General features: G+C 71.4%; 28 protein-coding genes. 16 read left to right on the forward strand and 12 right to left on the reverse strand.

Annotated elements, in window-relative coordinates:
• Positions 1–40: 40 nt before the first annotated feature.
• The gene (locus ASF23_RS16770) at positions 41–1,003 is read right to left on the reverse strand and encodes a phosphotransferase family protein (protein WP_235510932.1); all 963 of its coding nucleotides are present in this window, start codon (positions 1,001–1,003) and stop codon (positions 41–43) included.
• A complete protein-coding gene (locus ASF23_RS16775) occupies positions 1,000–2,016 on the reverse strand; it encodes a LacI family DNA-binding transcriptional regulator (RefSeq protein ID WP_200919390.1) in 1,017 nt (338 codons plus the stop codon). The genes ASF23_RS16770 and ASF23_RS16775 overlap by 4 nt, the downstream gene beginning before the upstream one ends.
• 178 nt (positions 2,017–2,194) lie before the next feature.
• Here ASF23_RS16775 and ASF23_RS16780 point away from each other — a divergent pair, with 178 nt between their 5' ends.
• The 5 genes from ASF23_RS16780 (at position 2,195) to ASF23_RS16800 (ending at position 8,523) form a co-directional block, all read left to right on the forward strand.
• On the forward strand, positions 2,195–3,490 hold the full coding sequence (locus ASF23_RS16780) for an ABC transporter substrate-binding protein (protein WP_162236786.1): 1,296 nt from the start codon (positions 2,195–2,197) through the stop codon (positions 3,488–3,490).
• A complete protein-coding gene (locus tag ASF23_RS16785) occupies positions 3,487–4,437 on the forward strand; it encodes a carbohydrate ABC transporter permease (RefSeq protein ID WP_055956421.1) in 951 nt (316 codons plus the stop codon). Before ASF23_RS16780 ends, ASF23_RS16785 begins: the two co-directional genes overlap by 4 nt.
• The gene (locus ASF23_RS16790; protein ID WP_055956424.1) at positions 4,434–5,405 is read left to right on the forward strand and encodes a carbohydrate ABC transporter permease; all 972 of its coding nucleotides are present in this window, start codon (positions 4,434–4,436) and stop codon (positions 5,403–5,405) included. The genes ASF23_RS16785 and ASF23_RS16790 overlap by 4 nt, the downstream gene beginning before the upstream one ends.
• Positions 5,402–7,399 carry a beta-L-arabinofuranosidase domain-containing protein gene (locus ASF23_RS16795; RefSeq protein WP_055956426.1) on the forward strand — a complete coding sequence of 666 codons (1,998 nt, stop codon included), beginning with the start codon at positions 5,402–5,404 and terminating at the stop codon, positions 7,397–7,399. The genes ASF23_RS16790 and ASF23_RS16795 overlap by 4 nt, the downstream gene beginning before the upstream one ends.
• Positions 7,400–7,848: 449 nt before the next feature.
• On the forward strand, positions 7,849–8,523 hold the full coding sequence (locus tag ASF23_RS16800) for a hypothetical protein (RefSeq protein WP_055956430.1): 675 nt from the start codon (positions 7,849–7,851) through the stop codon (positions 8,521–8,523).
• A 124-nt stretch (positions 8,524–8,647) separates the two neighbouring features.
• Here ASF23_RS16800 and ASF23_RS16805 read toward each other — a convergent pair whose 3' ends face one another.
• Positions 8,648–9,247, reverse strand: a complete 600-nt coding sequence (locus tag ASF23_RS16805; protein ID WP_055956434.1) for a sigma-70 family RNA polymerase sigma factor — start codon at positions 9,245–9,247, stop codon at positions 8,648–8,650.
• A gap of 208 nt (positions 9,248–9,455) precedes the next feature.
• Between ASF23_RS16805 and ASF23_RS16810 the strand changes: the two genes are divergently transcribed.
• Both ASF23_RS16810 and ASF23_RS16815 read left to right on the forward strand, forming a co-directional pair.
• Entirely contained in the window at positions 9,456–10,103 is a 648-nt protein-coding gene (locus ASF23_RS16810; protein WP_055956436.1) for an SDR family oxidoreductase, read from the forward strand.
• 220 nt (positions 10,104–10,323) lie between these two features.
• Positions 10,324–11,349, forward strand: a complete 1,026-nt coding sequence (locus ASF23_RS16815; RefSeq protein WP_055956439.1) for a TerC/Alx family metal homeostasis membrane protein — start codon at positions 10,324–10,326, stop codon at positions 11,347–11,349.
• An 18-nt stretch (positions 11,350–11,367) separates the two neighbouring features.
• On the opposite strand, the gene ASF23_RS16820 is transcribed toward ASF23_RS16815, so the two are convergent.
• Entirely contained in the window at positions 11,368–11,928 is a 561-nt protein-coding gene (locus tag ASF23_RS16820; RefSeq protein WP_055956442.1) for an MOSC domain-containing protein, read from the reverse strand.
• 237 nt (positions 11,929–12,165) lie between these two features.
• On the opposite strand from ASF23_RS16820, the gene ASF23_RS16825 reads away from it, so the two are divergent.
• The 6 genes from ASF23_RS16825 to ASF23_RS16850 all read left to right on the forward strand — a co-directional run bounded on the left by ASF23_RS16825 (position 12,166) and on the right by ASF23_RS16850 (position 17,039).
• A complete protein-coding gene (locus tag ASF23_RS16825) occupies positions 12,166–12,669 on the forward strand; it encodes a fluoride efflux transporter FluC (protein ID WP_200919391.1) in 504 nt (167 codons plus the stop codon).
• The gene (locus ASF23_RS16830) at positions 12,666–13,043 is read left to right on the forward strand and encodes a fluoride efflux transporter FluC (RefSeq protein ID WP_055956445.1); all 378 of its coding nucleotides are present in this window, start codon (positions 12,666–12,668) and stop codon (positions 13,041–13,043) included. The genes ASF23_RS16825 and ASF23_RS16830 overlap by 4 nt, the downstream gene beginning before the upstream one ends.
• 195 nt (positions 13,044–13,238) lie before the next feature.
• Complete coding sequence (locus ASF23_RS16835) at positions 13,239–13,664, forward strand: VOC family protein (protein WP_055956448.1); 426 nt, start codon at positions 13,239–13,241, stop codon at positions 13,662–13,664.
• Positions 13,665–13,836: 172 nt separating this feature from the next.
• Complete coding sequence (locus ASF23_RS16840; protein ID WP_055956451.1) at positions 13,837–14,856, forward strand: permease; 1,020 nt, start codon at positions 13,837–13,839, stop codon at positions 14,854–14,856.
• Positions 14,843–15,625 carry a TIGR03943 family putative permease subunit gene (locus ASF23_RS16845; protein ID WP_055956453.1) on the forward strand — a complete coding sequence of 261 codons (783 nt, stop codon included), beginning with the start codon at positions 14,843–14,845 and terminating at the stop codon, positions 15,623–15,625. The genes ASF23_RS16840 and ASF23_RS16845 overlap by 14 nt, the downstream gene beginning before the upstream one ends.
• A complete protein-coding gene (locus tag ASF23_RS16850) occupies positions 15,615–17,039 on the forward strand; it encodes a hypothetical protein (protein WP_055956456.1) in 1,425 nt (474 codons plus the stop codon). Before ASF23_RS16845 ends, ASF23_RS16850 begins: the two co-directional genes overlap by 11 nt.
• A 39-nt stretch (positions 17,040–17,078) precedes the next feature.
• On the opposite strand, the gene ASF23_RS18470 is transcribed toward ASF23_RS16850, so the two are convergent.
• Positions 17,079–17,249: a hypothetical protein gene (locus ASF23_RS18470; protein WP_156364598.1), complete on the reverse strand. Its 171-nt coding sequence runs from the start codon at positions 17,247–17,249 to the stop codon at positions 17,079–17,081.
• Between the two features lie 75 nt (positions 17,250–17,324).
• Entirely contained in the window at positions 17,325–17,744 is a 420-nt protein-coding gene (locus ASF23_RS16855) for an NUDIX domain-containing protein (protein WP_055956459.1), read from the reverse strand.
• 161 nt (positions 17,745–17,905) lie between these two features.
• Between ASF23_RS16855 and ASF23_RS16860 the strand changes: the two genes are divergently transcribed.
• Positions 17,906–18,958, forward strand: coding sequence for a hypothetical protein (locus ASF23_RS16860; protein WP_055956463.1), 1,053 nt, complete (start codon positions 17,906–17,908; stop codon positions 18,956–18,958).
• 95 nt (positions 18,959–19,053) lie between these two features.
• Here the strand turns inward: ASF23_RS16860 and ASF23_RS16865 are convergent, their stop codons facing one another.
• The 3 genes from ASF23_RS16865 to ASF23_RS16875 form a co-directional block, all read right to left on the reverse strand.
• Positions 19,054–19,953, reverse strand: a complete 900-nt coding sequence (locus ASF23_RS16865) for an NAD-dependent epimerase/dehydratase family protein (RefSeq protein ID WP_055956466.1) — start codon at positions 19,951–19,953, stop codon at positions 19,054–19,056.
• Positions 19,954–20,211: 258 nt separating this feature from the next.
• Complete coding sequence (locus ASF23_RS16870; RefSeq protein ID WP_055956469.1) at positions 20,212–20,709, reverse strand: GNAT family N-acetyltransferase; 498 nt, start codon at positions 20,707–20,709, stop codon at positions 20,212–20,214.
• Positions 20,710–20,949: 240 nt separating this feature from the next.
• On the reverse strand, positions 20,950–21,168 hold the full coding sequence (locus ASF23_RS16875) for a hypothetical protein (protein ID WP_055956472.1): 219 nt from the start codon (positions 21,166–21,168) through the stop codon (positions 20,950–20,952).
• Between the two features lie 201 nt (positions 21,169–21,369).
• On the opposite strand from ASF23_RS16875, the gene ASF23_RS16880 reads away from it, so the two are divergent.
• Complete coding sequence (locus ASF23_RS16880; RefSeq protein ID WP_055956617.1) at positions 21,370–22,068, forward strand: SDR family NAD(P)-dependent oxidoreductase; 699 nt, start codon at positions 21,370–21,372, stop codon at positions 22,066–22,068.
• A 244-nt stretch (positions 22,069–22,312) separates the two neighbouring features.
• Here the strand turns inward: ASF23_RS16880 and ASF23_RS16885 are convergent, their stop codons facing one another.
• Positions 22,313–22,591 (reverse strand): hypothetical protein, encoded by a 279-nt coding sequence (locus ASF23_RS16885; protein WP_055956475.1) that lies wholly within the window; start codon positions 22,589–22,591, stop codon positions 22,313–22,315.
• Positions 22,592–22,717: 126 nt separating this feature from the next.
• Here ASF23_RS16885 and ASF23_RS16890 point away from each other — a divergent pair, with 126 nt between their 5' ends.
• Positions 22,718–23,689 (forward strand): SseB family protein, encoded by a 972-nt coding sequence (locus tag ASF23_RS16890; RefSeq protein WP_055956478.1) that lies wholly within the window; start codon positions 22,718–22,720, stop codon positions 23,687–23,689.
• Here the strand turns inward: ASF23_RS16890 and ASF23_RS16895 are convergent.
• Together ASF23_RS16895 and ASF23_RS16900 are read right to left on the reverse strand one after the other, a co-directional pair.
• Positions 23,686–24,387 (reverse strand): SGNH/GDSL hydrolase family protein, encoded by a 702-nt coding sequence (locus tag ASF23_RS16895; RefSeq protein ID WP_055956481.1) that lies wholly within the window; start codon positions 24,385–24,387, stop codon positions 23,686–23,688. The two genes, ASF23_RS16890 and ASF23_RS16895, sit on opposite strands and share 4 nt — an antisense overlap.
• 224 nt (positions 24,388–24,611) lie before the next feature.
• Complete coding sequence (locus ASF23_RS16900; RefSeq protein WP_055956484.1) at positions 24,612–25,349, reverse strand: SDR family NAD(P)-dependent oxidoreductase; 738 nt, start codon at positions 25,347–25,349, stop codon at positions 24,612–24,614.
• Positions 25,350–25,391: the final 42 nt, after the last annotated feature.

The following is a 25,391-nucleotide window of genomic DNA, read 5'->3' on the forward strand; positions in this document are numbered from 1 at the left end:
GAACGCCCGCCGCCGCCCGCCGCCGCCGCCGCCGCCCGGGCTACCAGTCCAACCCCTCCAGGTGGTCGTGCCCGTCGAGCAGACGCCCGACACGCGCCCACGCCACGTCGCGCACGGCTGGGTCGGGGTGGTGCGCCGCGATCGCGAGCTCCACCCACATGTCGTGGAACTGCAGTCGCTCACGGAGCCGCGGGTGCGCGAACAGCTCCGGGTAGGCCCCGCGCAACCACCCGGGGACCGGCGCGAGCGAGGACACCTCGAGGCCGTGCGACGAGGGCATCGGCGGGAACTCCCCGGCCCGGGCACACCAGCGGAGGATCGTGTCGAGCTCGACGTCCGCGGGCTGCGACACCGCCTCGGCGAAGTCGATCAGCCCGGTGACGACGCCCCGGTCGACCATGATGTTCGACCCGTGCAGGTCGCCGTGGACGAGCACGAGGTCGTCACCGCCGAACGACGTCGATCGCGAGCGGACCCAGTCGTCGACGTCCGCGAGCAGCCGCGCATCGCCGCCGGCGGCCAGCGCCTCCGCGACCAGCTGGCCCGCCGCACCCACGACGGGCGGATGGTACGCCGGCCACGACCCACCGGCCAGAGCCTCGACGAGCCACGGCGGCATGAGCCCGGCCGGGACCGGGACGCGGTGGAGGGCCCGCATCGCCGTGCCGAGGCTCTCGATCATCGTCCGCCGCTGCCCCGGGGACGCCGAGGGCCATGCTTGGTGCAGGGTCGTCCCCGGCAGCCGTTCGGAGACGGACCAGGCGCCGTCCGGTCCCTCGCCGTGCGCGACGTGCTGCGCGTGCGGGACGTCGCTCCCGGCGAGCAGCTCGACGACGCGCGCCTCGTGCTCGTACGCACCTCCGGTCTGCCCGGAGCTCAGGCGCACCACGACGTCCTCGCCGACCCATGCGCGACTCACCCACCCGGACGTGGCGACGAACTGGCCGGATGCCGGCAGCCCGGCCGCCGCCAGAACCCGAGCCAGTGCCGGCGGGATGCTCACGTCGACTGCCGCGGCACCAGGAAGCAGTCCGCCGTGCGCACCCCGCCCGCGACCTCGTCGCCCTGGATCATCCGCATGAGCAGGTCCGCCGCCTGGCGCCCGACCTCGCGGAGGTTGAGGTCCACGGACGTGATGCTCGGCCGAGCGGCCTCGGTGATGACACTCCAGTTGTCCACGCCGACGACCCCGACCTCGGTCGGCACGACGATCCCCGCCTCGCGGAGGCAGTCCACGACGCCCCGGGCGATCTGGTCGCTCGTGCAGAACACGCCGTCGAACTCGGTGCCGAGCAGTCGGGTCGCAGCCTCGTACCCCCACCGCTCGCTCCACTCGCCGTACAGGGCGTCGCCCCCGGCGAGCGTGGCTCCTGCTGCGGCGATGGCGCGGGTCGCGCTGCTGACGCGGTGCGCGCTCGCGGTGTGCCGCCTCGCCCCGGAGATCACCGCGATGGACCGGCGGCCCGTCCCGATCAGGTGGTCGACCGCGCGGGCGGCACCGGCCTCGTCGTCCGGCACGATCGAGACGTCGCCGGGGTCGAGGGACGGCGCGAGCGCGTACACGGCCGGCACGCCGAGGAGTCCGGAGATCGAGGGGCGCGGATCGCTCGAGCGTCCGGCCACGACGATCCCGTCGACCCGCTGGTTCAGGAGCGTCTGCACGTAGTGCGTCTCACGGATCGGGTCGCCGCGGCTCTCCGCGAGCAGCATCGACACCTCGCCGGGGCCGAACGTGTCCTCGGCTCCGGTCAGGACCGGGATGGTGAACCGCCCGTAGGCGTCGGTGGACAGGACGCCCACCAGGAAGGACCGGCCCGGCTGCGCGGATCGGACGGGAGGCTCGGTGCGCGTCCCGGCGCGCACGCTCAGTCCCAGGTCGGTCGCCACTGCGGCGACGCGCTGCCGCGTCGCATCGGCGATCTGGCCCCGGCCGTTGAGGACCTTCGAGACGGTGCCGACGGACACCCCGGTCCGTGCGGCGACGTCGGCGAGTGTCACTGCTCGTCGGTTGACCACGGCGTCCTCCTTGCGATGCGAGCGTACGGCACTCGGCAAACCTTGCCGCATCACGATTCGAACGTCAAGCCAGAATTCCTTTCATGGGCATTGACAGGCCGGTGCACGCACCGTACTTTCGGCAAGGACAGCAAAGCTTGCGGCAACGATGCGGCAAGAACAGATCTGGGAGATGACGATGAAGACATCCACGTTCCGCCGGACCACGATCGCGGCGGTCGCTCTGACGATCGCGGCGACGGGGTTGGCCGGGTGCTCCTCGAGCAGTTCGTCCGACAGCGGTGGCCCCGCGAAGGGCACGGTCACGCTCTGGCAGCGTGACGGCGGCGTCGACCTGGCCGACCAGGTGAAGGCGTACGAGAAGGCGAACCCCGGCGTCACGGTGAAGATCTCCACGATCCAGGCCGACCAGTACCTCACGAAGCTCGCGAACTCCGCCCGGGCCGGGTCCGTCCCCGACCTCGTCAGCTACGACATCGTCAACACCCCGCTGCTCGCGACGCAGGGGCTCCTCGCCGACGTCACGGACAAGGTCAAGGGCCTGTCCAACAAGGGCGACCTCGCGCCGGCGGGTGTCGAGATCGGCACGCTCGACGGCAAGAACTACGCCCTCCCGGTCGCGCTCACCGGCTCGCAGATGTTCTGGAACAAGGACCTGTTCTCGAAGGCGGGCCTCGACCCGTCGAAGCCGCCGACGTCCCTCGCCGAGGTCAAGGCCGACGCGGAGAAGATCCAGGCGCTCGGCGGTGGCGTCACCGGGTTCTCGACCCTCGGCGGCGTCGGGCAGGCGTGGACCGGGTTCCCGAGCTCGTGGGCGAAGGACGGCAGCGTCCTCACCGCCGCCGGCAAGAACCAGAAGGCGGAGTTCACGAGCAAGTCGCTCGTCGGCATGGTCGACTGGTACCAGGACATGTGGAAGTCCGGACTCATGCAGAAGACCGACCAGCCGAACCAGGACCCGGGCAACGTCGGGCAGGAGAACGCGCTGGCCGGCAAGGTCGGCATCCTGTTCGGCGGGGCGAACACCCTGACGGCCAAGAAGGACGACTTCGGCAGCGCGGTCGGGATCCCCGGCGTCAGTGGTGGTTCCGGGTCGTTCCTCGGCGGTGACGAGATCGGGATGACCGCCGGTGCGAAGAACAGCGATGGCGCGTGGTCGCTCATGAAGTGGTTGGTCAGCTCGAAGAAGGCAGCCCAGATCGACCTCTCGCAGGGCTGGATCGCACCGGACCTCACGGTGGCGAAGAGCCTCGCGACCGACGAGTGGTCGAAGGACATCGTCGACACGCTCGCGATCGGCAAGCTCCCGAAGAGCATCGCGTACAACGCGGTGATCAACGACCCGAACGGGCCCTGGGCGCAGCAGTCCCAGAAGGTGATCTTCCAGGGCGCCGACGCGTCCAGTTCGCTCGCCAGCGCCGAGAAGCAGGCCAACTCGCTCATCGAGCAGGCCTACAGCCAGGTCGGGCAGTGACAGCCGTCACCCCGACGGCGCTCGCCGGGGCCGCGGCCGGGAGCACCCGCTCCCGGCCGCGCTCCGCGGGTCGTCGGCGCCAGACGCTGGCGTGGGTGCTCGTCGCTCCGGCGCTCGTCCTCGCGCTCGTGTTCTTCGTCGTCCCGATGGTGCTGCTCGTCGGGATGTCGTTCTCGAACTGGCCGCTGCTCGGCCGGGTCAGCCTGGCCGGCGTCGAGAACTACGTGCAGGCCTTCCAGGACGCTGCCTTCTGGCGGTCCCTCGTCTTCTCGCTCCTGTTCACCGTCGTGGCGGTGCCGGTCGGGATGGCGGTGAGCTACGCCGCCGCGACGATGGTCCGCGGCGAGGGACGCATGGTCTCCGTCGTCCGGACGGCCTTCTTCATGCCGGTCGTCATCGGGTTCACCGCGGCGGCGTACATGGCGAACGTGCTGCTCGTCCCCGGGACCGGTGTCATCAACGTGCTGCTGAAGGCCGTGGGCCTGACGAACGGGGACACCGCCTGGTTCACGGCACCCGGTACGGCGTTCTGGGCGATCATCGTCCTGACGGTCTGGAAGTCGATGGGTGTCGCGATGATCCTGCTCATGGCCGGCATGCAGGCCGTGCCGAACGAGGTCATCGAGGCGGCGAAGATCGACGGCGCCGGGTGGTGGCGACGCGAGGCCTCGGTGGTCTTCCCGCTCGTCCGGCGGCAGTTCGCGCTCTGCCTGCTCCTCGCGGTCTCCGGCTCGATCCTGGTGTTCGACCAGTTCTACGTGCTCACCAAGGGCGGTCCGAGCGGGTCGACCACGACGACCGTGATGTACACGTACCAGCAGTCGTTCGTCCGCTACGACCTCGGCTACGGCGCCGCGCTGTCGATGATCCTCACGGTGATCATCCTCGCCATCGCGGTCGTCCAGCTCCGGGCGCTGCGATCGACCGGCGTGGAGGACGACCGATGAGCGCGACCGACGTGACCGGGCCGGCGACCGCAGCGTCCGGGCGCGACGTGCGCCGTGCCTCCCGGCCGGATGCGACGGACCGGACCGGTCTGCCGGGCGCGACCCCGCGCCGACCGCGCCGACGCGGACCGCACGCGGCCGACGTCGCCTACTTCGTCGTCGGCACGGTGCTCGCGCTCCTGTTCATCGCACCGGTCGTCTACATCCTGTTCCGGTCGTTCCTGCCGGCGGACGCCGATGCGCAGGGGATCGGGTTCGACTCGCTCGCGACACTGACGCTCCGGAACTACACGAAGGTCTTCGACCCGTCGGTGGACCTCCGGCAGAACATCGTCAACTCGTTCATCGTCGCCATCGCGGTCGCGGTGCTCGTCGCCCTCGTGTCGACGCTCGCCGCCTACGCGCTGTCCAAGATCCGGTTCCGTGGTTCCGCGATCGTGTTCGTGCTCCTGCTCGCACCGCTCGTCGTGCCGTTCCAGGGCCTGCTCACGCCACTCTCGATCATCCTCGGCAAGCTCGGGCTGCTCGATTCGCTGGCGGGGGTGGTGCTCGTCCTCGTGACGCTGCAGCTGCCGTTCTCGGTGTTCGTGATGCGGAACACGTTCGACAGCATCCCGGCCGAGCTCGAGGACGCCGCGGCACTCGACGGCGCCGGCACGGGGCGGATCCTTCGCTCGGTGATGCTCCCGCTGTCGTGGCCGGGGCTCGTCACCGTCGCGCTGTTCGGGTTCATGGCCGGGTGGAACGACCTCCTCAGTTCGGTGACGTTCCTGTCGACCGACAGCAAGTACACACTCCCGCTCGCCCTGTCGAGCATCAGCACGTCCTTCAAGATCCCCGGTGTCCCGGTGATCGACCCCGGACTCCTCACCGCCGTCGCGTGCGTCGCGACGGTCCCGGTGGTCGTGCTGTTCCTCGCACTGCAGCGGTACTACACCAAGGGTCTCATCGGAGGATCGATCAAATGACCATCACCACCACCTCGACGACCACCAGCACGCCGGCGGCCGACACCGGCCGGCCGCACCGGCCACTCGCCCTCGGGAGCATCACCCCGCGCGGCTGGCTGCGCGACCAGCTCCGGCTGCAGGCCACGGGCATCACCGGACAGCTCGAGGCGATCTGGCCGGACGTCGGCCCGGACAGCGGCTGGCTCGGGGGACCCGGCGAGAACTGGGAGCGCGGGCCGTACTACCTCGACGGGCTCATCCCGCTGGCGCACGTCCTCCATGACGACCGGCTCCTCGCGCTCGCGACGCCGTGGATCGAGTGGATCCTCGGGTCCCAGCGCGACGACGGGTTCTTCGGGCCGGCCGGCAACGACGACTGGTGGCCCCGGATGGTCGCGCTCAAGGTGCTCACGCAGCACGCCGACGCCACGGGTGACGACCGGGTGGCGCCGTTCCTGGAGCGCTACTTCCGGCACCAGCTCGTGTCGCTCCCCACGAGACCGCTGACGTCGTGGGGTCGTGCCCGCGGGGCGGACAACGCGTTGTCGGTGTGGTGGCTGCACGAGCGGACCGGCGCCGACTGGCTGCTCGACCTCGTCGACCTGCTCGCCGCGCAGACGCTGCCCTGGGACGACTACCTGGCCGGCGAGCTCATCACCGGCCCGGCACGGACGTTCTCGCACCGGACACACGGTCCGAACGTCGCGATGGGGCTGAAGACCGGGGCGGTGGCGGCACTCCGCGACCGCGACCTGCGCGGCCACGTCGGCCGGACCGAGGCGTCGTTCGCGGCCCTCGACCGGTGGCACGGACAGGCGAACGGGTGGTTCTCCGGCGACGAGTGGCTCGGCGGACGCGAGGCGACGGCCGGCATCGAGACGTGCCAGGTGGTCGAGATGATGTTCACCGAGGCCGTGCACGCCCAGGTGTACGGCCGGGGTGTCGACGGCGACCGGCTCGAGTCCCTGGCGTACAACCTGCTCCCGGCATCGAGCGACCCCGAGATGCGTGGACACCAGTACCACCAGCAGGCGAACCAGGTCGAGGTGTCCGTCGCCCGACGGGAGTGGTCGTTCTCCTCCGACGACGCCGGGATCTTCGGCCTCGAGCCGCACTTCGGGTGCTGCACGGCGAACCTGCACCAGGGGTGGCCGAAGTTCGTGGCGCACCTGTGGCTCCGCGACGACGACGGGTTGCGGGTCGTGGCGTACGCGCCCTCGGCGGTCGAGACGACGGTCGACGACGACGCCGTGTCGATCACGGTGGACACCGAGTACCCGTTCGAGGAGACCGTGACGATCCGGGTCTCGACGGAGCGGACGGCACCGTTCGCGCTGCGACTCCGGATCCCTGGGTGGGCCTCGACGGGTGGCGACGGCGGTGCTGCCCCTGGTGCCGACGACGCCGATGGTGTCCGGCTGACGGTCGGTGGTGTCCCGGTGGCGCTGGCGGCGCAGGGTGGTGAGCCGGGCCTCCCGGTCGTGGACGGGTACGTGACCCTGGAACGCGACTGGTCGTCGGCGGGCGACGTGGTCCTCGTCCTCCCGATGCGGGCCCGCGTGGTCCGTCGCGAGCGGCAGGCCGCCGCCGTGCGGCTCGGCCCGCTGACGATGGTCTACTCACCCGGCGAGCGATGGGTGGAGCACGTCGGAGCCCCCGGGATCGGCGAGTGGGAGGTGCACGCGCAGCAGTCGTGGAACTGGGCGCTCGCCGAGGTCGGTCACGCTCCCGACTGGCGGGTCACCCGCGGTGTCGTGTCGGGGGCGCCCTGGTCGTTGCAGGGCCGACGTGGTGCGCCCGTCGTGCTGCACGCGCCGGGAGCTCGGGCGACCGAGTGGCGGATGTCCGGAGCCCAGGCGGACCTGCCGCCGTTCAGCCCGGTGCTCGACCACGGGCCGGACGACGACCTGAAGCTCGTGCCGTACGGGTCCGCTCGGGTGCGGGTCACCGAGTTCCCGGTCATCGGGAACTGGCGGGACATCGACGACCCGGGGGAGCCGCGGGGCCGGTGACCCTGGCGGCGTCGGCGTCGGCGTCGGCCTCGGCTCCAGCTCCGCGGATGCGGTCGCATCGGGCGACATCGCGCCCCGGAAACGACGTCGGAACTCCGGCACGGTGTCGCCGTATGCCCACGCATCGAATACAGGCGCATCGAGCGACATCTCTACCCGGAACCGACGTCGGAACTCCGGCACGGTGTCGCCGTATGCCCACGCATGCCCGCATGCCCGCATGCCCACGCATGCCCGCACGCCCACGCATGCCCGCACGCCCACGCATACCGAGCTGCCCCGCGACCTCGACGACCGCAGGGAGGCTCCGCGCAGGCTCGGCGGCGAAGAGGTCGCTGCCGGCACCCCGACCAATCCACCCGGGTGCCGGCGGCGAATCCCCTGCCGAGGCGAACGCCTCACCGACGGAACAGCACCGTCCCCCCACAGCAGGCAAAGGAAGCACCCTCATGCGCAAGCTCACCAAGACCACCGTCAGCATCGCCGCAGCAGCAGCGATCATCGCCGGCGGCGCCGGGTTCGGCCTCACCGCCGCGAACGCCGCCCCGGCGCACAAGGCCGCCGCGTCCTCGTCGTCGATCCCGGCACCGGTCGCCGCCGTCCCCGCGATCAAGGGCGGCAACACCGCCGTCAAGCTCGACTCCGGGTTCACCGACGCGCTGAAGAGCCTCGGCCTCACCCCGGGTGTCGCCGGGTCCGCGACCCTCACCGATGGGTCGGTGCACTTCCCGATCACGGGCGGCAGCGTCGTGTACTGGTCCCCGAAGGGCGACTACCGGCCCTACGTGCAGGGCATCCTCGAGCACGACGGGTCCGGCCTCACGCTGACCGCCGGCTCGACCACGGTCACGCTGTCGAACTTCACGGTGAACCCCGGGAACAGCCGGCTCTACGGCGACGTGGCGGTCGACGGCAAGACCGCGGTCAGTCAGGCGTACCTGTTCTCCCTGCACGGCGGGACGCTCAAGCCGCTCCAGCTCGAGGGCAACGACGCCATCCTCACGGGCACCACGGTCCACGTGTCGTCCGACGCTGCCGCCCTGCTCAACAAGACGTTCAGCACCGACGCGGTCAAGGGTGGACTCCTGGTCGGCGTGGCCACCATCACGGCCCAGATCAAGTAACAACCAGATCGAGCACCAACCAGATCGAGCACCAACCAGATCAAGGAACACGGGGAGCTCACGGAGCAACCCGAGCAGACGACGAACGGCCCACCGGCATCCGGCGGGCCGTTCGTCATGCAGGTCACGCGGCGCGCGCGGACTCCCGGTCGGCCTCGAGGATCGCCCGAAGGGACGCGAGCCCGTCGCGGGCACGCGTCTTGGCCGTCGCGACCTTGACCCCGAGGAGCTGCGCGGTCTCCACGCCGCTGAGGTCGCGGAGGTACCGGAGCATCACGGCCTCGCGCTGGATCGGCGACAGCAGCTGGAGCGCCCGACGGAGTTCCGCGGAGTCGGCCATCGCCTCGACGAGGTCGTCCGCGCTGTGGTCGACGGACTCGTGGTCCCGGATGCCGACACGGAGATCGCGGTTCGTCGCCGCCTGTGCCGAGCGGATGCGGTCGACGGCCCGACCGTGTGCGATGCGGTGGAGCCACGTCGAGACCTTCGCGCGGCTCGGGTCGAAGCGCGCGGCGTTCTCCCAGACGTGCAGGAACACCTCCTGCAGGACCTCCTCGGACTGCGCGTGGTCCACGAGTCGCCGCTGGACGTACCCGAGCAGCTGCCGCGACATCCGACGGTAGAGCTCCGCGAACGCCGCGTGGTCGCCCTCGCGGATGCCTGCCAGGAGTGCTTCGTCCGTTGACTCGGACCATGCACACTTCCGTGATGCGTCTTGGCTCATTGCGACTCCGATGTGGGCCCCCGAGGACGCATGCGACCGACGTCACAGCGCGTGGACCTCACTGTAGACAGATCGTTCCCGGTGTGGTCCACCCCAGAACGGGGAAAGCCCGGACCGGGTGGCCCGACGTGCCGCACGCCGCCGCATCCAGGCGCGCCGCGTAGACCTGTTCGTGGGCATCAGCCCCGACGACGGAAGGACGACGCACATGAGCACCATCGCGATCATCGGAGGACATGGCAAGGTCGGCCTCCTCCTCAGCAAGGACCTCACGGCGACCGGCCACACCGTGCGCTCGGTCTTCCGCGACCCGGCGCAGACCGACGACGTCACCGCGACGGGCGCCGAGCCGGTGGTCGCCGACATCGAGACCAGCTCGGCCGAGGAGCTCGCCAGCGCGATCGGCGCCGCGGACGCGGTCGTCTTCACGGCGGGCAACGGCGGCAAGGGCGGCCCCGAGAAGACCGAGGCGATCGACCACCAGGGTGCGCTCAAGGCGATCGAGGTCGCCACGCGGCTCGAGACGACCCGCTTCGTCATCGTCTCCTACATCGGCGCCGACGAGCCGGCGACGTCCGAGGGCATGCAGGCCTACCAGCAGGCCAAGCACGCCGCCGACGAGGCCGTCCGCGCGAGTGAGCTCGCCTGGACGATCGTCCGGCCGGGGACCCTGAACGAGGACGAGGCGTCCGGTGTCACCATCGACCCGTCGCTCACCGAGGGCGAGACGAGCCGCGCGAACGTGGCCGCCGTGATCGCCGCACTCGTCACGACACACCCGGCTCCCCGCCAGGTCCTGAACGTCGTCGACGGCGACACCGCGGTCGCCGACGCGATCGAGGCGCAGCAGCGCTGACCTGCGCCCGACGCGGGGCGCCGCAGCGCACACCCGTACCCGACGCAGGGAGCAGCAGGACCCACCCGCACCGATCCGGACGGGAGGCACGGTGCCAGCCCGCACCGTTCCTCCCGTCCGGTGGGTGGTGACGACACCCTGAGCGGTGGTTCAGACTGGACGGGGCCGCGCACCGCGGCCCGCCCCTCCGCATCCACCCCCAACGCAAGGAGAGTCCTCGATGCACGAGCTCCCGGTCGTGTTCGAAGTCGGCTCGATGATCGCCATCGTCGCGATCCTGCTCGCGGACCTGCTCATCGTGGCCCGCCGACCGCACATCCCGACGCTCCGCGAGTCGGCCCTCTGGGTGGGGCTCTACGTGGGGCTGGCGCTGGTGTTCGCGGTGGCCATGCTGGTCTTCGCCGGGGGAGAACCGGCGGGACAGTTCCTCGCCGGGTGGCTGACCGAGTACAGCCTCAGCATCGACAATCTGTTCGTGTTCGTGATCATCATGGCGCGGTTCTCGGTGCCGAAGAAGATCCAGCAAGAGGTGCTCATGCTGGGCATCATCATCGCGCTCGTGCTCCGCGGCATCTTCATCCTCGTCGGCGCGCAGCTCATCGAGGACTTCTCGTGGATCTTCTACATCTTCGGTGCGTGGCTCGTGTGGACCGCGATCCAGCAGCTCCGCGACGACCACGACGACGACGAGCAGAAGGACAGCCTCGTCGTGCGGCTGCTGCGTCGCCGGGTCCGTCTCACCGACACGTTCGACGGGATGAAGTTCCGCACCACCCACGACGGGGTCCGCCACTACACGCCGCTGCTCATCGTCCTCATCGCGATCGGCACGACCGACCTGCTGTTCGCACTCGACTCGATCCCGGCGATCTTCGGCATCACCGAGAGCGCGTTCATCGTGTTCACCGCGAACGTGTTCGCCCTGATGGGTCTCCGGCAGCTGTACTTCCTGCTCGGCGGGCTCCTCGAGCGGCTCGTCTACCTCAAGTACGGCATCGCGTTCATCCTCGCGTTCATCGGTGTGAAGCTCGTGCTGCACGCCCTGCATGGCAACGAGCTGCCGTTCCTGAACGGCGGGGAGCACGTCGAGTGGGCCCCGGAGATCCCGACCTGGGTGTCCCTCGTGGTGATCGTGGTGGCCATGGCGGCGGCGACCCTGGCGAGCGTCGTGCGCCTGCGCGGGGAGCCGGCCGCCGAGGTGTCCCAGGGCGAGCGCGACGAGGACTCGGCCCGGACCGCCGACTGACGGTCGTCCGGGGCGGTGTCAGACGGGCAGGAGCGGCGTGTGTTCGCCCGACGGGAGCTCGACGCGGATGCGATCACCGCGGCGGACCGTTCCGCCGGCGACGACCACGGCCATGACGCCGCCCTTCCGTTCGACCGAGCCGTCCTCGGCGCGCCCGAGGACCTGGCGGAGCAGGCCGGGGTCGAAGTCGTTGACCTGCTGGCAGGGGTTCCGCAACCCCGTGACCCGGACGCAGGCCTCGGGGCCGAGGTGCAGCAGCGTGTCCGTCGGCAGGCCGAGGAGATCGACGCCCCTGGTCGTCACGTTCTCGCCCATCTCGCCCGGTCGGACCTGGAATCCGGCCTCGGCGACCTCGTCGAACAGCTCCGCGTGGATGAGGTGCACCTGCCGGAGGTTCGGCTGGGACGGGTCGCGGGCGACGCGCGATCGGTGTTGCACGGTGGTGCCGGCGTGGGCGTCACCCTCGATGCCCCAGCCCTCGACGAGCAGGACGTGGTCGACGACCGGCTTGCTGAACCGGTGCTCGTCGTCGCGGGCCACCTCGACGACGGACGGCTGATCGACCTCGTGCGTGCTCATGGGACGAGTCTGCCGCGGATCCGGCTCGACGTGTGCGGTCCCGGCCGTCCGTCTGTCCGTCCGTCCGTCCGTCGAGAAGTGTCCAAGTGTCGCCTGGCCCGGGCGACCCGACACTTGGGCACTTCTCACCGAAGCCGCCCGCGGCCACACGACCGGGCCCGAGGTGCATACTCGATGGTGTCCTCGGACCCGATCGGCGGCGGTCGCCATCGGAGCAGACCCTCCGGAAGGCGGACGATGACCTCCCGGCCGGACACGTCGACGCCCGACGAGCAGACCCCGCCCGACCCCGACATCGAGGTCGACGACCCCTCGGACACCCCGCGTCCGGTGCACCTGCGGTGGCGCTTCCTCGGTGTCGTCGCGGTCGGTGGCGCCCTCGGCACGGCCGCCCGCGACGCGCTCAGCGGGCTGTTCCCCGCGCAGCACGGGGTGTCCTGGGCGATCTTCTGGATCAACGTCGCCGGTGCGCTGCTCCTCGGCCTGCTGCTGGAGCACCTCGCCCATCGCGGTCCGGACGAGGGACGACGCCGGACGATGCGACTCCTGCTCGGCACGGGTGTCCTCGGCGGGTTCACGACCTACAGCACCCTCGCGACGAGCACCGCGCTGCTGTTCCTCGACAGTCGCGGTCTCGTCGGCGCCGGGTACGGCCTCCTCACCGTGCTCGTCGGTGCGGCCGCGACGGCACTCGGACTCGTCGTCGCCGGTCTCCTCCGCCCCCGCGGGGGGACCGCATGAGCGTCGTCGCCCTGCTCGCCGTGGCCGGTGCGGGCGGTGTGGGCGCGGCGCTCCGGTTCTTCCTCGACGGGGCGATCAACCGTGGGCGGGAGTTCCGGATCCCGGTCGGCACGATGACCATCAACGTCACCGGCTCACTCCTGCTCGGGCTCCTCACGGGTGCCGCCGGGCAGCTCGACGCGGGGCTCGTGGCCGTGCTCGGGACGGGGTTGATGGGTGGATACACGACGTTCAGCACCGCCAGTGTCGAGACGGTCCGACTCGCCCGGGCCGGGCGGACCACCGCGGCGGCCGTCAACGGACTCGGCATGCTCGTCGTGTCGGTCGCCGCCGCGACGGCAGGCGTCGTGATCGGCAGGCTCCTGGTCCCCTGACGAACGGCCCCCCGCGCCCCGACGGCCCCGACGGCCCGGCGGCTGGTCGAGACGTGCCCAACTGTCGAGTGCGGCCGGCCACCCGACAGTTGGGCACGTCTCACCCCGACGGCACGGATCAGACGTGGCTAGCCGACGTGACGGAGATCGGGTAGCGGACACGATCTGACCGCTACCCCGTGCAGAGTCGTTCCCATGACGATCACCACGACACCCCACCTCAACTTCGACGGCAACGCCCGCGAGGCACTCGACTTCTACGCCACCGCACTCGGCACGCAGGCCGTGTCCATGACCTACGGCGCGATGGGCGCCACCGACGAGCCCGCCTGGGCCGACCGCATCGTGTGGGGCCAGGTCGAGTCGGCCAGCGGTGTCCGCGTCATGGCGTTCGACGTCTGGCCCGGGCAGCCCTACGATCAGGGCACGAACGCGTCCTACGTCTACCTGCACGGCGACGACGCGGATGAGATCACCAGCGTGTGGGAGGGCCTCCTCGACGGTGCCGAGGTCCGGCAGCCGCTCGGGCCGTCGGCGTGGGCACCGCTCGCCGGACAGCTCCGCGACCGGTTCGGCGTCATCTGGGCCCTCGACGTCGCGGCGGAGTCCGAGACGCACTGACCGGGCTGCGCCCATCCGGACGGGAGGCGCGGTTCCAGCCCGCACCGCGCCTCCCGTCCGTCTCCAGTCGCGACCGCATCGCTCCCGGAGCCGTCGGCCATGGCCGAGCCCCTCGAGATCCGCCGGTCGGACCGGCGTCGGACGCCCGGCGACCGATACCCTTGCGCGTGCCATGACCGGAAGCGCCCTCACCACCAGAGCAGCCGGGCCGCGTCACGTGACGGGGCCCGTGCTCGTCCTCGTGGTCGTGGCGGCGCTCCTCGGCGTGCGGCTCCTCGCACCCGGTGTCGGCGTGGTCGGTCTGCCGGCGGTGGTGCAGGACTTCCTCACCCTCGCAATCAGCGTCGTCGTCGAGTCGCTGCCCTTCGTGGTCCTGGGGATCGTGCTGTCGATCGTCGTCGAGGTCTGGGTGCCGCACGGGGCACTCGAACGGATCCTGCCCGCCCGACCGATCCCTCGACGAGCGGTCATCTCGCTCATCGGGATGCTGTTCCCGGTGTGCGAGTGCGGGAACGTGCCGCTCGCCCGCGGACTCATGCTCCGCGGGTTCAGTCCGGCGGAGGCGACGACGTTCCTCGTCGCGGCACCGATCCTGAACCCGCTCGTGATCGTCAGCACCGCGCAGGCGTTCGGGTGGACCGGGTGGATCCTCCCGGTCCGGATCATCGGCGGGTTCGTCGTCGCGAACCTGGTCGGGTGGATCGTCGCGGCGCACCGTCGTCCGGCGGAGCTGCTGCTGCCGTCGTTCGACGCGCAATGCCGGGCGGCCGTCGGCGCTCGGCGATCGCGGAACCGCTGGGCCGAGAGCGCGAGCCACTTCGGCGGCGAGACCGCGACGATGATGCCGGCGCTCTTCGTCGGGGCCGGGATCGCCGCGGCGGTGCAGGTCGCCGTGCCCCGGAGCACCCTCGTGATGATCGGCAGCAACCCGCTGCTCTCCGTCGCGGCGATGATGCTGCTCGCGATGACCGTGTCGCTCTGCTCGAACGTCGACGCGTTCTTCGCGCTGTCCTTCGCCTCGACGTTCCTGCCGGGGTCGATCACGGCGTTCCTGCTCATCGGGCCGATCATCGACGTCAAGATGATCGCGCTGCTCCGGACGACGTTCCGCACGCGGTTCCTGGTGCTCCTCGCAACGGTCTGCATCGTGTTCGCGGCGACGGTGGGGCTGGTGATGAATGTCCTCGTCTGAGCGTGGCCGGGCGCTGCTCGGTCTGGGGTCGGTGCTCGCGGTCGCCCTCGGCACCGTGTGGCTCGGGACGTCCGGGCACCTCGACCTCTACATCAACCCGCGGTACTCGGTCTTCACGCTGGTGCTCGCCCTGGTCGGGGTCGTGGCGTCCGTCGCAGGGCTCGTCGCCGTTGCGAGACCGCGCGGGCACGAGCACGAGCACGAGCACGAACCTCGGCGGGGGAGCTCCGGACGAGTCCTCGCCCGTCGGAGCGCGACCACCGTCGGCGCAGTCGTGTCCGTCGCGATCGTGGTCGCGATGCTCGTGCTCCCGCCGACGACGCTCTCGGCCAGGACCGCCGAGCAGCGGAGCGTCGACACCGGGTCCCTCACGACCGCGACGGGCGCGTCGGACTCGGTCGCACTGCTCGGCAACGGCTCACTCGACACCTCGCACTTCGGCGTCAAGGACTGGGCCGCCGTCATCCGCGAGACGACCGACACGTCCTCGCTCGTCGGGAAGCGCGTCACGCTCACCGGGTTCGTCGTCCCCTCGGCCGGGTCGGGCTCGTTCACCGTCACCCGCTTCGTGATCAGCTGCTGCGCGGTCGACGCACAGCCCGTCGGTGTCGGCGTGACGACGGACGCGAGTGTCCCGGACGCCGATCGGTGGGTCCGCGTGACGGGTGCCCTCGCCGCCAACCCCGACACGGCCTCCAGTGCGCGTCTCGTGCTCCGCGCCGCCTCGGTGACGCCCGTCGCCCGACCGTCGGACCCGTATGAGTACTGACGCCGAGGGGACGCAGCGACCGCGCGCGTCCGCCGAACGTCGGCTCCGGCGGCGGTTCGTCGCCGTCGTCGGCGTCCTCGTGGTCGTCGGGGCGCTCGCCGCGGTCGTCGGGTCGACACAGGGTCCGCGGCTCCGCGACGTGACGTACTCGGCGAGCGACCTCGTGTCGAAACCGGCGCAGCGGGTCATCCTCACCGCCAACCAGACCGTCGAGGGCGTGACCGCGGCGGACGTCCGGGTGTCCCCGGCGGCCGCGCACACCGTGACGTCGAGCGGGAACGCGATCGCCGTGGAGTTCACCGGGCCGCTCGCGTACGACCGGCGGTACCGGATCACCGTCGACGGCGTGCGGGCACCGGGCCAGGCGGCGACCTCGACACTCACCACGAGCGTGCACACGGGCACCACCGACGTCCTCGCGCTCCGGCACGGCACCGGCTCCACTCCGGACCGCATCGTCCGACGATCGCTCGGGGGTGCCGGGGACCGGGTCGTCGTCGCCGCGACGGGCATCGCCGACTTCGCCGAGGTCGGCCGGTCGGTCGTCGTGGTGCGCGACGTCGCCGGCGGGAACTCGGCGATCGACCTCGTGGCCCTCGACGGCAGCGGTGTCGCCAGCACGACGGTGCCCGTCGAGCGGATCGCGCTCCCGACCGCGTCGGGACACGTCAGCGCGCTGCACGCAGCGGCTGACGGGGCGTCGTTCGGGTTCGTCTACGCGGACACCGTCACCGGTCGGTCCGAGGACGTCGGCCTCTACGTCGTCGACCTGACCGGCACACACATGCCGACACCCGTCGACGGTTCCGGCGCGCAGCGGTCGGGTGCCGTCCCGATGACCGTCAGCCAGTGGGCGTACGTCCCTCGGAGCGAGAGCGCACTGGTGCGGACGGCCGACGACGAGCTCTTCCTGGTCGACATGTCCGGGCGGCGCCCCGCGGTCCGGCTCGGCTCGGCGGCCTACCTGCACGGGTTCGTCGGGTCCGGGACGACGGCGGTCGTGGAGACCGGGTCGGGCATCGACAGCCTCGACCTCACCGACGGTCGGACCAGTCCGCTCCCGACTCCGGCCGCGGCCTCCGACGGCGCGTTCCGCGGTCGCGTCGCTGCGATCACGGACCAGACCTACCTGCGGGTCGTCGGCGACTTCCGCGACGACGGCTCGATCGCCGCCCGGTTGGTGCGGGTCGACGGCCCGGACGCCAGGACGCTCGCCCTGCGCCTGCCCGCGGACGGGAGCGTCACCGCGGTGTGCCCGTCACCGAACGGCGAGTTCGTCGCCGTCGCGACGCGGACCGCGTCGTCATCCCTCGTGAGCATCGTCGACGCCCGTTCCGGGGCTCTCGAGGCGAGTCTCGACGGCACGACCGTCGACTGGTGCAGCGCGCTGCCGTCCGGCGACGACGTGGGCTGAGGCCCGTCCTGGCAGCCGGAGCGCAGTTGGTCCGTGCCGTCAGCCGTCACCCCACATGTCCGGGTTCCAGGACATCTCGCCGTCCTCGTTGTGGGCTCGATGGTGCCCGGGATGGCCGTCGGACAGCTCGCAGAGGTTGAAGAACAGCTCGCCAGCACATCCTTCGACGCCGTCGGGGGTGTGGTCGTCGATCGGGATCGGATCCGTCACGGTTCCTCCAGAGTGTGCTCGATGCAGGGAACGATGCAGGGAACGAGGCAGGGTCTGGGCGGTCGCACGGCGAGTCTAGGTGTCCTCCCCGTGCACCAGCCGCATCACGCCGGCTGGGAACACCGGGACCTCGGTATCGACGGGCACCCACCGCACGGGGCTCCCCTCGTCGAGCACCACGAGCGCTGCGTCGAGCGGGACGTCGTCGAGCTCCGCCGAGCGGACCGCGAAGACGTGCGCGTACTCGTGGCCGGGTGCGCCCTCGAACTCGAAGATGTTCTCGATGACCCCGAGGAGCTGCACGTCGTCGAGCGTCACGTCGAGCTCCTCCCGGAACTCCCGTCGGAGTGCGGCGGCGGCCGTCTCGCCGAACTCGATCCCGCCCCCGACGGCCCGGTGGAACCGGAGGTCCCTGACCCGGTCGAACGACTCGGACAGCAGGACGTGCCCGTCCTTGACGGGCAGTCCGACGGCGATGTTCCTGATGCTCGGCATCACGCAACCCTGCCACGCTCCGGACTGGAGGGACGGTGCGGGCCCGACCCGCGCCTCCAGTCCGGTGGGGTGTCGCGCAGCCGACGTCGCGTCGACGACCCGGTGCGACGACCCCGAACGGGGACTCGCCGCGACCGGTTCGCGGTCCCTACGGTGAGCGCGTGAAGAAGCGATGGGTGGCCGGGATCGTCCTCGTCGCGCTGCTCGGGGTCTCCGGGACGAGTCTCGCGGTGCACGCACCCTTCCTCGAGGGTCGGTGGGATGCCTCCCGCGCCGCCACGGACCTCGCGACGAGACTCCAGGGCATCGACGGCGTCCGGTCCGCGGACGCCGTGTACGACCCCGTCGGCCTCCCCGAGCCGACGCTCACCGTCGACGTCGCGTTCTCGGGGTCGTCCCCCGCCGGTTCATGGGGTCGTGCGAGCGCCGTGGTCCGGTCCGCCGCGGCCGGCCAGGACCTCACCGGCACGACCACGACAGCAGCGTTCCGTCAGTCCGGCTCGGGATCGCGCGTCGAGGTCGAGCCGTTGCTGTTCAGCTCCGGGGTCGTGACGCGGGAGATCACCGGGTGGCGTGCACTCCGCACGGCGTTCGGCGACCGCATCTCGCTGCACCTCGGCCGCGCGAGCGGATACACCGACGGTACCGGTCGCCGCACCCGCGAGTACCACGTTCGGACCGCTGCCGACATGCGCGCCATCGCGGTTGCGTGGCCGGCCACGGCGCCTGCGGTCGATGCCTCGCTGCCGACGAGCTGGTCCGCTCCGGGGCTGCAGCTGTCGGCGATGCCGTCCTCCGCGGTGATGCACGCCGTGTCCGCGCTCGCCGACGTCCTCCCGTTGGCGCCGGTCGCCGCGGGGTCGGGGTCCGACCTCACGCAGACGGGGACCTTCGTGGCGGTCCTCGGGAACGTCCGGGGGTTCCAGGTCTCGATCGTGGCGCTCAGACACGGCGCGCCTGCCCCGGCCCGCCCGGATGCCCAGCTCGTCGCGGGGACCCGGGTCGCGCTCGCGTCGGGTGCGGCGCAGGTCGACTGGGTGACGTCGAGTGGCGTCCCCTCGATCATCGCCGGGGAGTGCGGCTCGTACCAGCTCGGCGGTCGCACCGTCGCGACGAGCTTCTCGACCAACGCCGTGGACGACCGCTTCGCCGAGACGCTCACCGCGGCAGGACTCGACCTGCCCGCTGGCGTCCGCGGCGGCGTGTGCACCTGACCCGACGCACCGCCTGACGGACTGGAGGGACGGTGCCAGCCGGCACCGTCCCTCCAGTCCGCTGCGTGGCGCGTCAGGCAGGCGGCGTCGGGGCGTCAGGCGCCGTCGGGCTCGCGTCGCAAGGCATGCCCCTGCTCGTCGAGGTGGTCACGCCAGGACCGCTTCGGGTCGTACCCGAGGAGCCGGCGCGCCTTGGCGATCGAGATGCCGGAGGCGTCCACGCGGTCCATCGGGCGCAGCTCGATCCGGTCGCCGTAGTGCTCGCGGATCGTGGCGGCGAGGTCACGGCCGCCCGCGTTGTCGGGGGAGGCGATGTAGAAGACCTCGTGCCCGGGCAGGTCCGACTCCGCCGCGAGGACGAGCGCATCGGCGAGGTCCTCGACGTCGATGTAGCTCCCGAAGTTCGCGGAGAGGCGTGATCCGTCGCGGATCTGCGGGCCGAGGTTGACCTCGTAGTTGTCGGCGTTGTGCACCGTGCTCGGGCGGATCGAGATCGCGCGGATGTCCGACCGTCGGACCGCCGCGTCCATCATCTGCTCGCCGAAGGCCTTCGACAGCGCGTAGGGGTCCTGCGGGTACAGCGGGTGCTCCTCGTCGACGGGGACGTAGTCGGGCAGGAAGGGGCGCTCCGGGAAGAAGTTGCCGACGATGCTCTCGCTCGACACGTTCACGAACCGCGGGACCCCGAGGCGGACGGCGGCCTCGATGAGGTTGAACGTCGACATGGTGTTCGTCCGGAGGACCACGTGCGGCGGATGACCCGTCGGCTGCGGGATCGCGGCGACGTGCACCACGGCGTCCATGCCGGCGACGACGGCGAACGCGGACCCCGCGTCGGTGAGGTCGGCCTGCACGTACCGGCCGGGGACCGCTGCGCCCGCGTCGAACACCGGCGGCAGGAGGTCGACGCCGAGGACCTCGTGCCCCGCGTCGGCGAATGCCTGGACCGTGGCGCGGCCGACCTTGCCGCGCGATCCCGTGATGACGACCTTCATGGTGTGCTCCCTCGGTAGCGGCCCGTGCGCTGACGGGCTCGACCGGCTCGACAGTACGCACGGCGGCTGCGCTCGTGCCCGTGCCGCGGGTGCCCGTGCCGCGCCGCGTGCGCGCCGCGCCTCGCGCCTCGCGCCGCGCGCGTGCCCGGCCCGGGTGAGAGGTGCCTATCTGTCGGATCGCCCGTCCGGACCCGACACTTGGGCACTTCTCGACGGACCTGCCGAGCCCGGCCGCGCACCGCCGCCCACGCGACGACGTCAGCGGAGCGACCGGGTGAACGTCCGGACCGGTCGGCCGAGCAGCGAGTGGGTGCGCGTCGGGCCGAGCGCCTCCCAGCCCTCGCTGCGGTAGAGGTGGGTCGCGACGACGTTCTCCTCGAGGGCGTGCAGGACCGCGTGCTCGTACCCCAGACCCGCGAGGCTGTCCGTCGCCGAGCGGAGGAGCGCCCGACCGAGCCCGCGCGTCTGGTGCCCGGGCGCGACCGCGAGGAGCGCGACCACCACCGCACCGTCCGGATCGGTCGGCATCCCGCTCCCGGGCTCGGTCGCGAGGAGGAACCCGTCGAGCCGCGCACCCTGCCACGCGGTGAGCCAGAGGACCCGGTCCTCGAACTTCGGCCGGGCCCGGTCGGCGACACCGTCGATCGCCCTCCCGTCGCGGTCGGCACATGCCGCGACCCAGAGTGCGACACAGGCGTCGAGATCGGCGCGTCCGCTCACACGGATCACCGCGCTCGGTGCCGGTCCGTCGTCCATCGCCCCATCATCGCGGAAGCGCCGCGTCCGCGACCACCCACCGGACTGGAGGGACGGTTCCAGCCCGCCCCGCGCCTCCAGTCCGCCCCCGGTCGCGTCGGCCCGGCCCCGTCGGCCCGGCCCCGTCGGCCCCGTCGGCCCGGCCCCGATGAGAAGTGCCTATGTGTCGCCTCGTCCGCGCGACCCGACACTTGGGCACCTCTCGTCAGCGCCTGTTGCCGTGACCGCACCCTCGTGCGGTCAGCGACGGCGGGGTTCGCGATGGAAGTACACCGTCATCGTCAGGTCGTCCTCGGCATCGGTCACCTCGGACGCGAAGGTGATGTCCTGCACATCCACGTCGCCGAGCTCCTCGATGGAGTCCGCGAGCCGTCGGAGCAGTGCGGGCACGGACCCCTGGCCCTCCCCGATCGGGTTGCTCTGGGAGAAGTGGCTGATGGTCCAGTCCGTCGACGTCACGCCGGCAGGGTACCTCGACGGACCGCGGGCGGGTGGGACGGTCCTCCTGGCTGCGGTGAGACGTGCCGATCTGTCGCCTCGTCCGCGCGACCCGACACTTGGGCACCTCTCAACGGGGCGACGGGCCCGACAGGCCGACGAGCCGACGCATCGACGACGCGACGACGACGCGCGACGCCCGGACGGGCCATCGTGGAGGACATGAACGACATCACACTCATCACCGGGGCGAACAAGGGCATCGGCCGCGAGACCGCCAGGCGCCTGCACGAGGCCGGGCACACGGTCGTCATCGGAGCACGCGATCCGGAGCGCGGGCAGGCCGCCGCCGACGAGCTCGGCGTCGCGTTCGTCCAGCTCGACGTCACCGACCAGGCGAGCGTCGACGCGGCCGCGCGCCACATCACCGACGAGCACGGCCGCCTCGACGTCCTGGTCAACAACGCTGGCATCACCGGGGTCTTCGCCTCGATCGAGCGGGTCACGGCCGACGACGCGCAGCAGGTGCTCGACACGAACCTGCTCGGGGTGATCCGGGTGACGAACGCGTTCGTGCCGCTCCTGGAGCAGTCCGCCAGCCCACGTATCGTCAACGTGTCGTCGGGTGTGAGCTCGCTTCACGACACCATCGAGAACGGTTACTTCGACTGGCACACCGTGCCGCCGCTCTATGCGATGTCCAAGACGGCGCTCAACATGCTGACGCTCAAGTACTCGAGGGCGCTGCCCTCGATGCGGGTGAACGCCGCCGACCCGGGCTACACGCGGACCGACCTGAACGGCGGCGAGGGTGCGCACGACGTCACCGAGGGCACCGACGAGATCGTCCGCCTCGCGACGATCGCCGCGGACGGCCCGACCGGCACCGTGAGCAACAGTCAGGGCATCCTGCCCTGGTGACGCCCTCGGAGCGCGACCATACGATTTCCGCGTTGATCTCAGCGGTCGGGTGGACGTCGCCGTATCTTCGGGTCTGCTACACCACGGCCCTAGCCGTCGTCGCCCGTCCCCCCGGTACCGGGCTGGCCTCGGACGGGATCGCATCGCGTCCCGCCGGCGTCGTAGCGCGAGGGTGTCCGAGCTGCACCCGGAGTGACGGACACCCTCGACCGCCGGACCCGGGCACCGCGCCGTCGGATCGCGATCAGGGGCGACGGTCGATCAGCCACACGATCGCCGCGCCGACGAACATGAGCACACCGGCCAGGGTGATCACCGCACCGAGGATGCCGAGCAGCCCGCCGCCGATGTTCGCGCCGCCGCCGTCGTCCGCCGTGACGGCGAGGAGCAGCGCGACGGCTCCCGTCACGAGGAGGCCGAACACCGTCACGATGATCGCCGCGACGACCATCGCCGGGAGCGGTCGACGACGGCGTCGGGTCGGCCGGCGGGAGGGCTCCTCGTACTCGATCGGGCTGGTCATCGATGTAGCATGACGCGTCAGTCCGGAGACCGACAGCCCCACGAGGAGGGGCCTCCGCGTACCGTGGGTCGTCGTACGCAGCAGGCACCGCGGCTGAGCGGTGCACGACGACATCCTGGGGGGACCATGGAACCGCTGGAGAATCCGACACTCGAGCAGGCGATCGACGACCACGCGAACGGCAGGATCGAGTTCGGGGTACTGCTCAACACGCTCCTGAACGCGCCCCTGCTGCTGCCGGCACACCGCGACGACGACGGTTCGCCAGCATTGCCGGTGATCGCAGAAGTCGAGGACGGACCGAGCGTCGTCGCGTTCTCCGGGCGTTCGCGGGCCGGAGCCGTCGAGCTCCCCGGGAACGACTGGATCGTGATCAGCGGCGCCCGGCTGTTCGCGTTCGTGCACCCTGACCGTGGCGTGCTGCTGAACCCGGGATCGGCGGTGCTCCGGCTTCCGCAGGACCTCGTCGCGCAGGTCGTGCCACAGCTCCCCGCGCAGGCGTCGGAGCACATCGGTTCGGAGTTCGCGCCGCGCACGACCGACGACGGCGGGCGGACCGACGACGCCGGGCGGACCGACGACAAGGGTCGGACCGACGATCCTCCCGCGGGGTCGTTGCCGGCGATCGGTGCGAGCCAGGAGGGCGTCGCACGCAATGTGCACGCCTGGCTGGAGAGCGGTCCGCCGTGGGAGGACGCCGAGTTCTTCGTCGCGTTCTGCGGCTCGTCCTGGACCGCGAGGGGCCTCGTCCGCACGCCGGGCGGATCGCGCACGGTGGACGTTCCGCCCGCGATGGTCGAGGAGTTCCGCGGCGTGCGACGGGCGACCGAGACCCCCGCCAAGGGGACGTGGATCGGTGCGAACGCCCGCGTCTCCCGGGCCGGGTCCTACCGGTTCGAGTACGTGTACGACGACCGGCTCGACTTCGACGCCGAGGACCCGCGGATGCTCGGGACCGGTCCCGAGGGTCAGGGGGGACTGCACCCCACGATCGACGAGTGGCGTGCCGAGTTCCGGCGGCAGGGCCGCACGCCCGAGTACGTCCCCGGATGGGCACGGTCGCCCGATGACGACCAGGCAGCTCCGGGCGCTCGCTAGAACGGGATGCCCGCGCGGTGCAGGTCGGCGGCGAAGGCGAGCGCCAGGACCGTCTGCCCGGCATCGGTCGGGTGTTCGCTGTCGGACTGGAGCAGGCCCGCCGTGCCCGCGATCGGTTGGCCGACGTCGATGAACTTCCCCCCGACCACCGCGACCGCCGACCGCAGGTCGTCCGAACTCTGGCGGACCTCTGCCGGCACGGCGCCCGGCTTGTCCCAGAGGGTGCTGAAGCCGACGATCTCGGCGTCGGGCAGCGCGGTCCGGATGTGCTCGACGGTCTGCTCGGTCGCCTGCCGGATGTCGGCCGCGGACTCGCCGAGGTCGTTGTCGGACGACTGGATGATCACCAGGGTGGGGTGCGCTGCGACGGCCCGGTCGACGAGCGCGTCGTAGGCCGTTCCACAGGCGCCCGACTGCACGAAGCCGGCGCCGCTGCACGCCAGGTTCGTCACGGTCCCGACGCCGCCCGAGTACGCCAGGAGCGCGGGCCACGCCTTGCTCTCGCTGCTCAGCCCGTGTCCGGACATGATCGAGTCGCCGATCGTCACGACGTTCGGCGTCAGGTCGGCTGACACCGGTTCGCTGGACGGGGACCCGGCCTTCGTGGCGGTGGTCGCCGCTCCGGCCGACGTCCCACTCGCGAGCGACAGCATCGACACCGCGATCGCCACCGGCGCGAACACGGCGACGGCGGCCACGAGAGCAGTCCTCCGACGGGTTGGCACATGCCCAAACTAGCGGCGCTCGGATGCCACCGTCCGGGTGTCGAGGCACCTGTCCGTCAGCGGGCACTGTGGTGAAACGTGCCCAAGTGTCGGGTGCGGCGGGCCAGTCGACAGATACGCACTTCTCACCCGGGCATGGCGGGCGCGCCGGATCCGCGCTGGCGGCGATCCCGGAGCGAGTCGTCGCTGACTCGACCTCACCAGGCCAGCTGCGTGTCGTCCTCCCAGACCGTGCCGGTCGGGCCGTCAACGTCGAGCGTCGCGAGTCGGATCGCGACGGCCGCGCCCTCGTCCGGGGTCCGTGTGCCGCGGAAGGCGTTGAAGTCGGTGGCGACGTGGCCGGGTGCCGCCCCGTTGACCTTCAGCGCGGTGCCGGCGAACTCCCGGGCGTAGTGCACCGTCAGCGCGTTCAGCGCGGTCTTCGAGCTCGAGTAGACCATCGACGGTTGTCCGACCCAGGCGCCTTCCTCGCCGATCGAGCCGCGTTTGCTCGTCACGTTCACCACCCGTGGCGCCTCCGCAGACTGCAGCAGCGGCAGGAACGCGTTTATCATCCGGACGACGGCGAAGACGTTGACCTCGTAGACGCTGCGGATGTCGTCGACGGTCTCCTCCGTCGGGGTCGGGAGGTGGTCCATCGGGTGGACGGTGAGTGTGTTGATGCCGGCGTTGTTCACGAGGACGTCGAGCCGGCCGAACTCGGAGCGGACCATCCCCGCGAGGTCGTCCACCTGGGACTGGTCGGTGACGTCGAGGAGCACCGGCCGGACGTCCCCGTGGAGGGAGTCCGCCGCCGCCCGACCCGCGCCGAGGCTCCGCGCGCCGAGCAGGACGGTGAGGCCGTCGGCCGCGAGCCCCCGCGCGATCGCGATGCCGAGGCCCTTGTTGCCGCCAGTGACGAGGGCGACCTTCTTCGGAATGGTGTGTGTTGTCATGACAACAGGCTCTCTCACGCTTGTTGTCATGTCAACACTTCG

Origin of the sequence: Curtobacterium sp. Leaf261, from assembly GCF_001422205.1 — a bacterium.
Lineage (GTDB): Bacteria > Actinomycetota > Actinomycetes > Actinomycetales > Microbacteriaceae > Curtobacterium.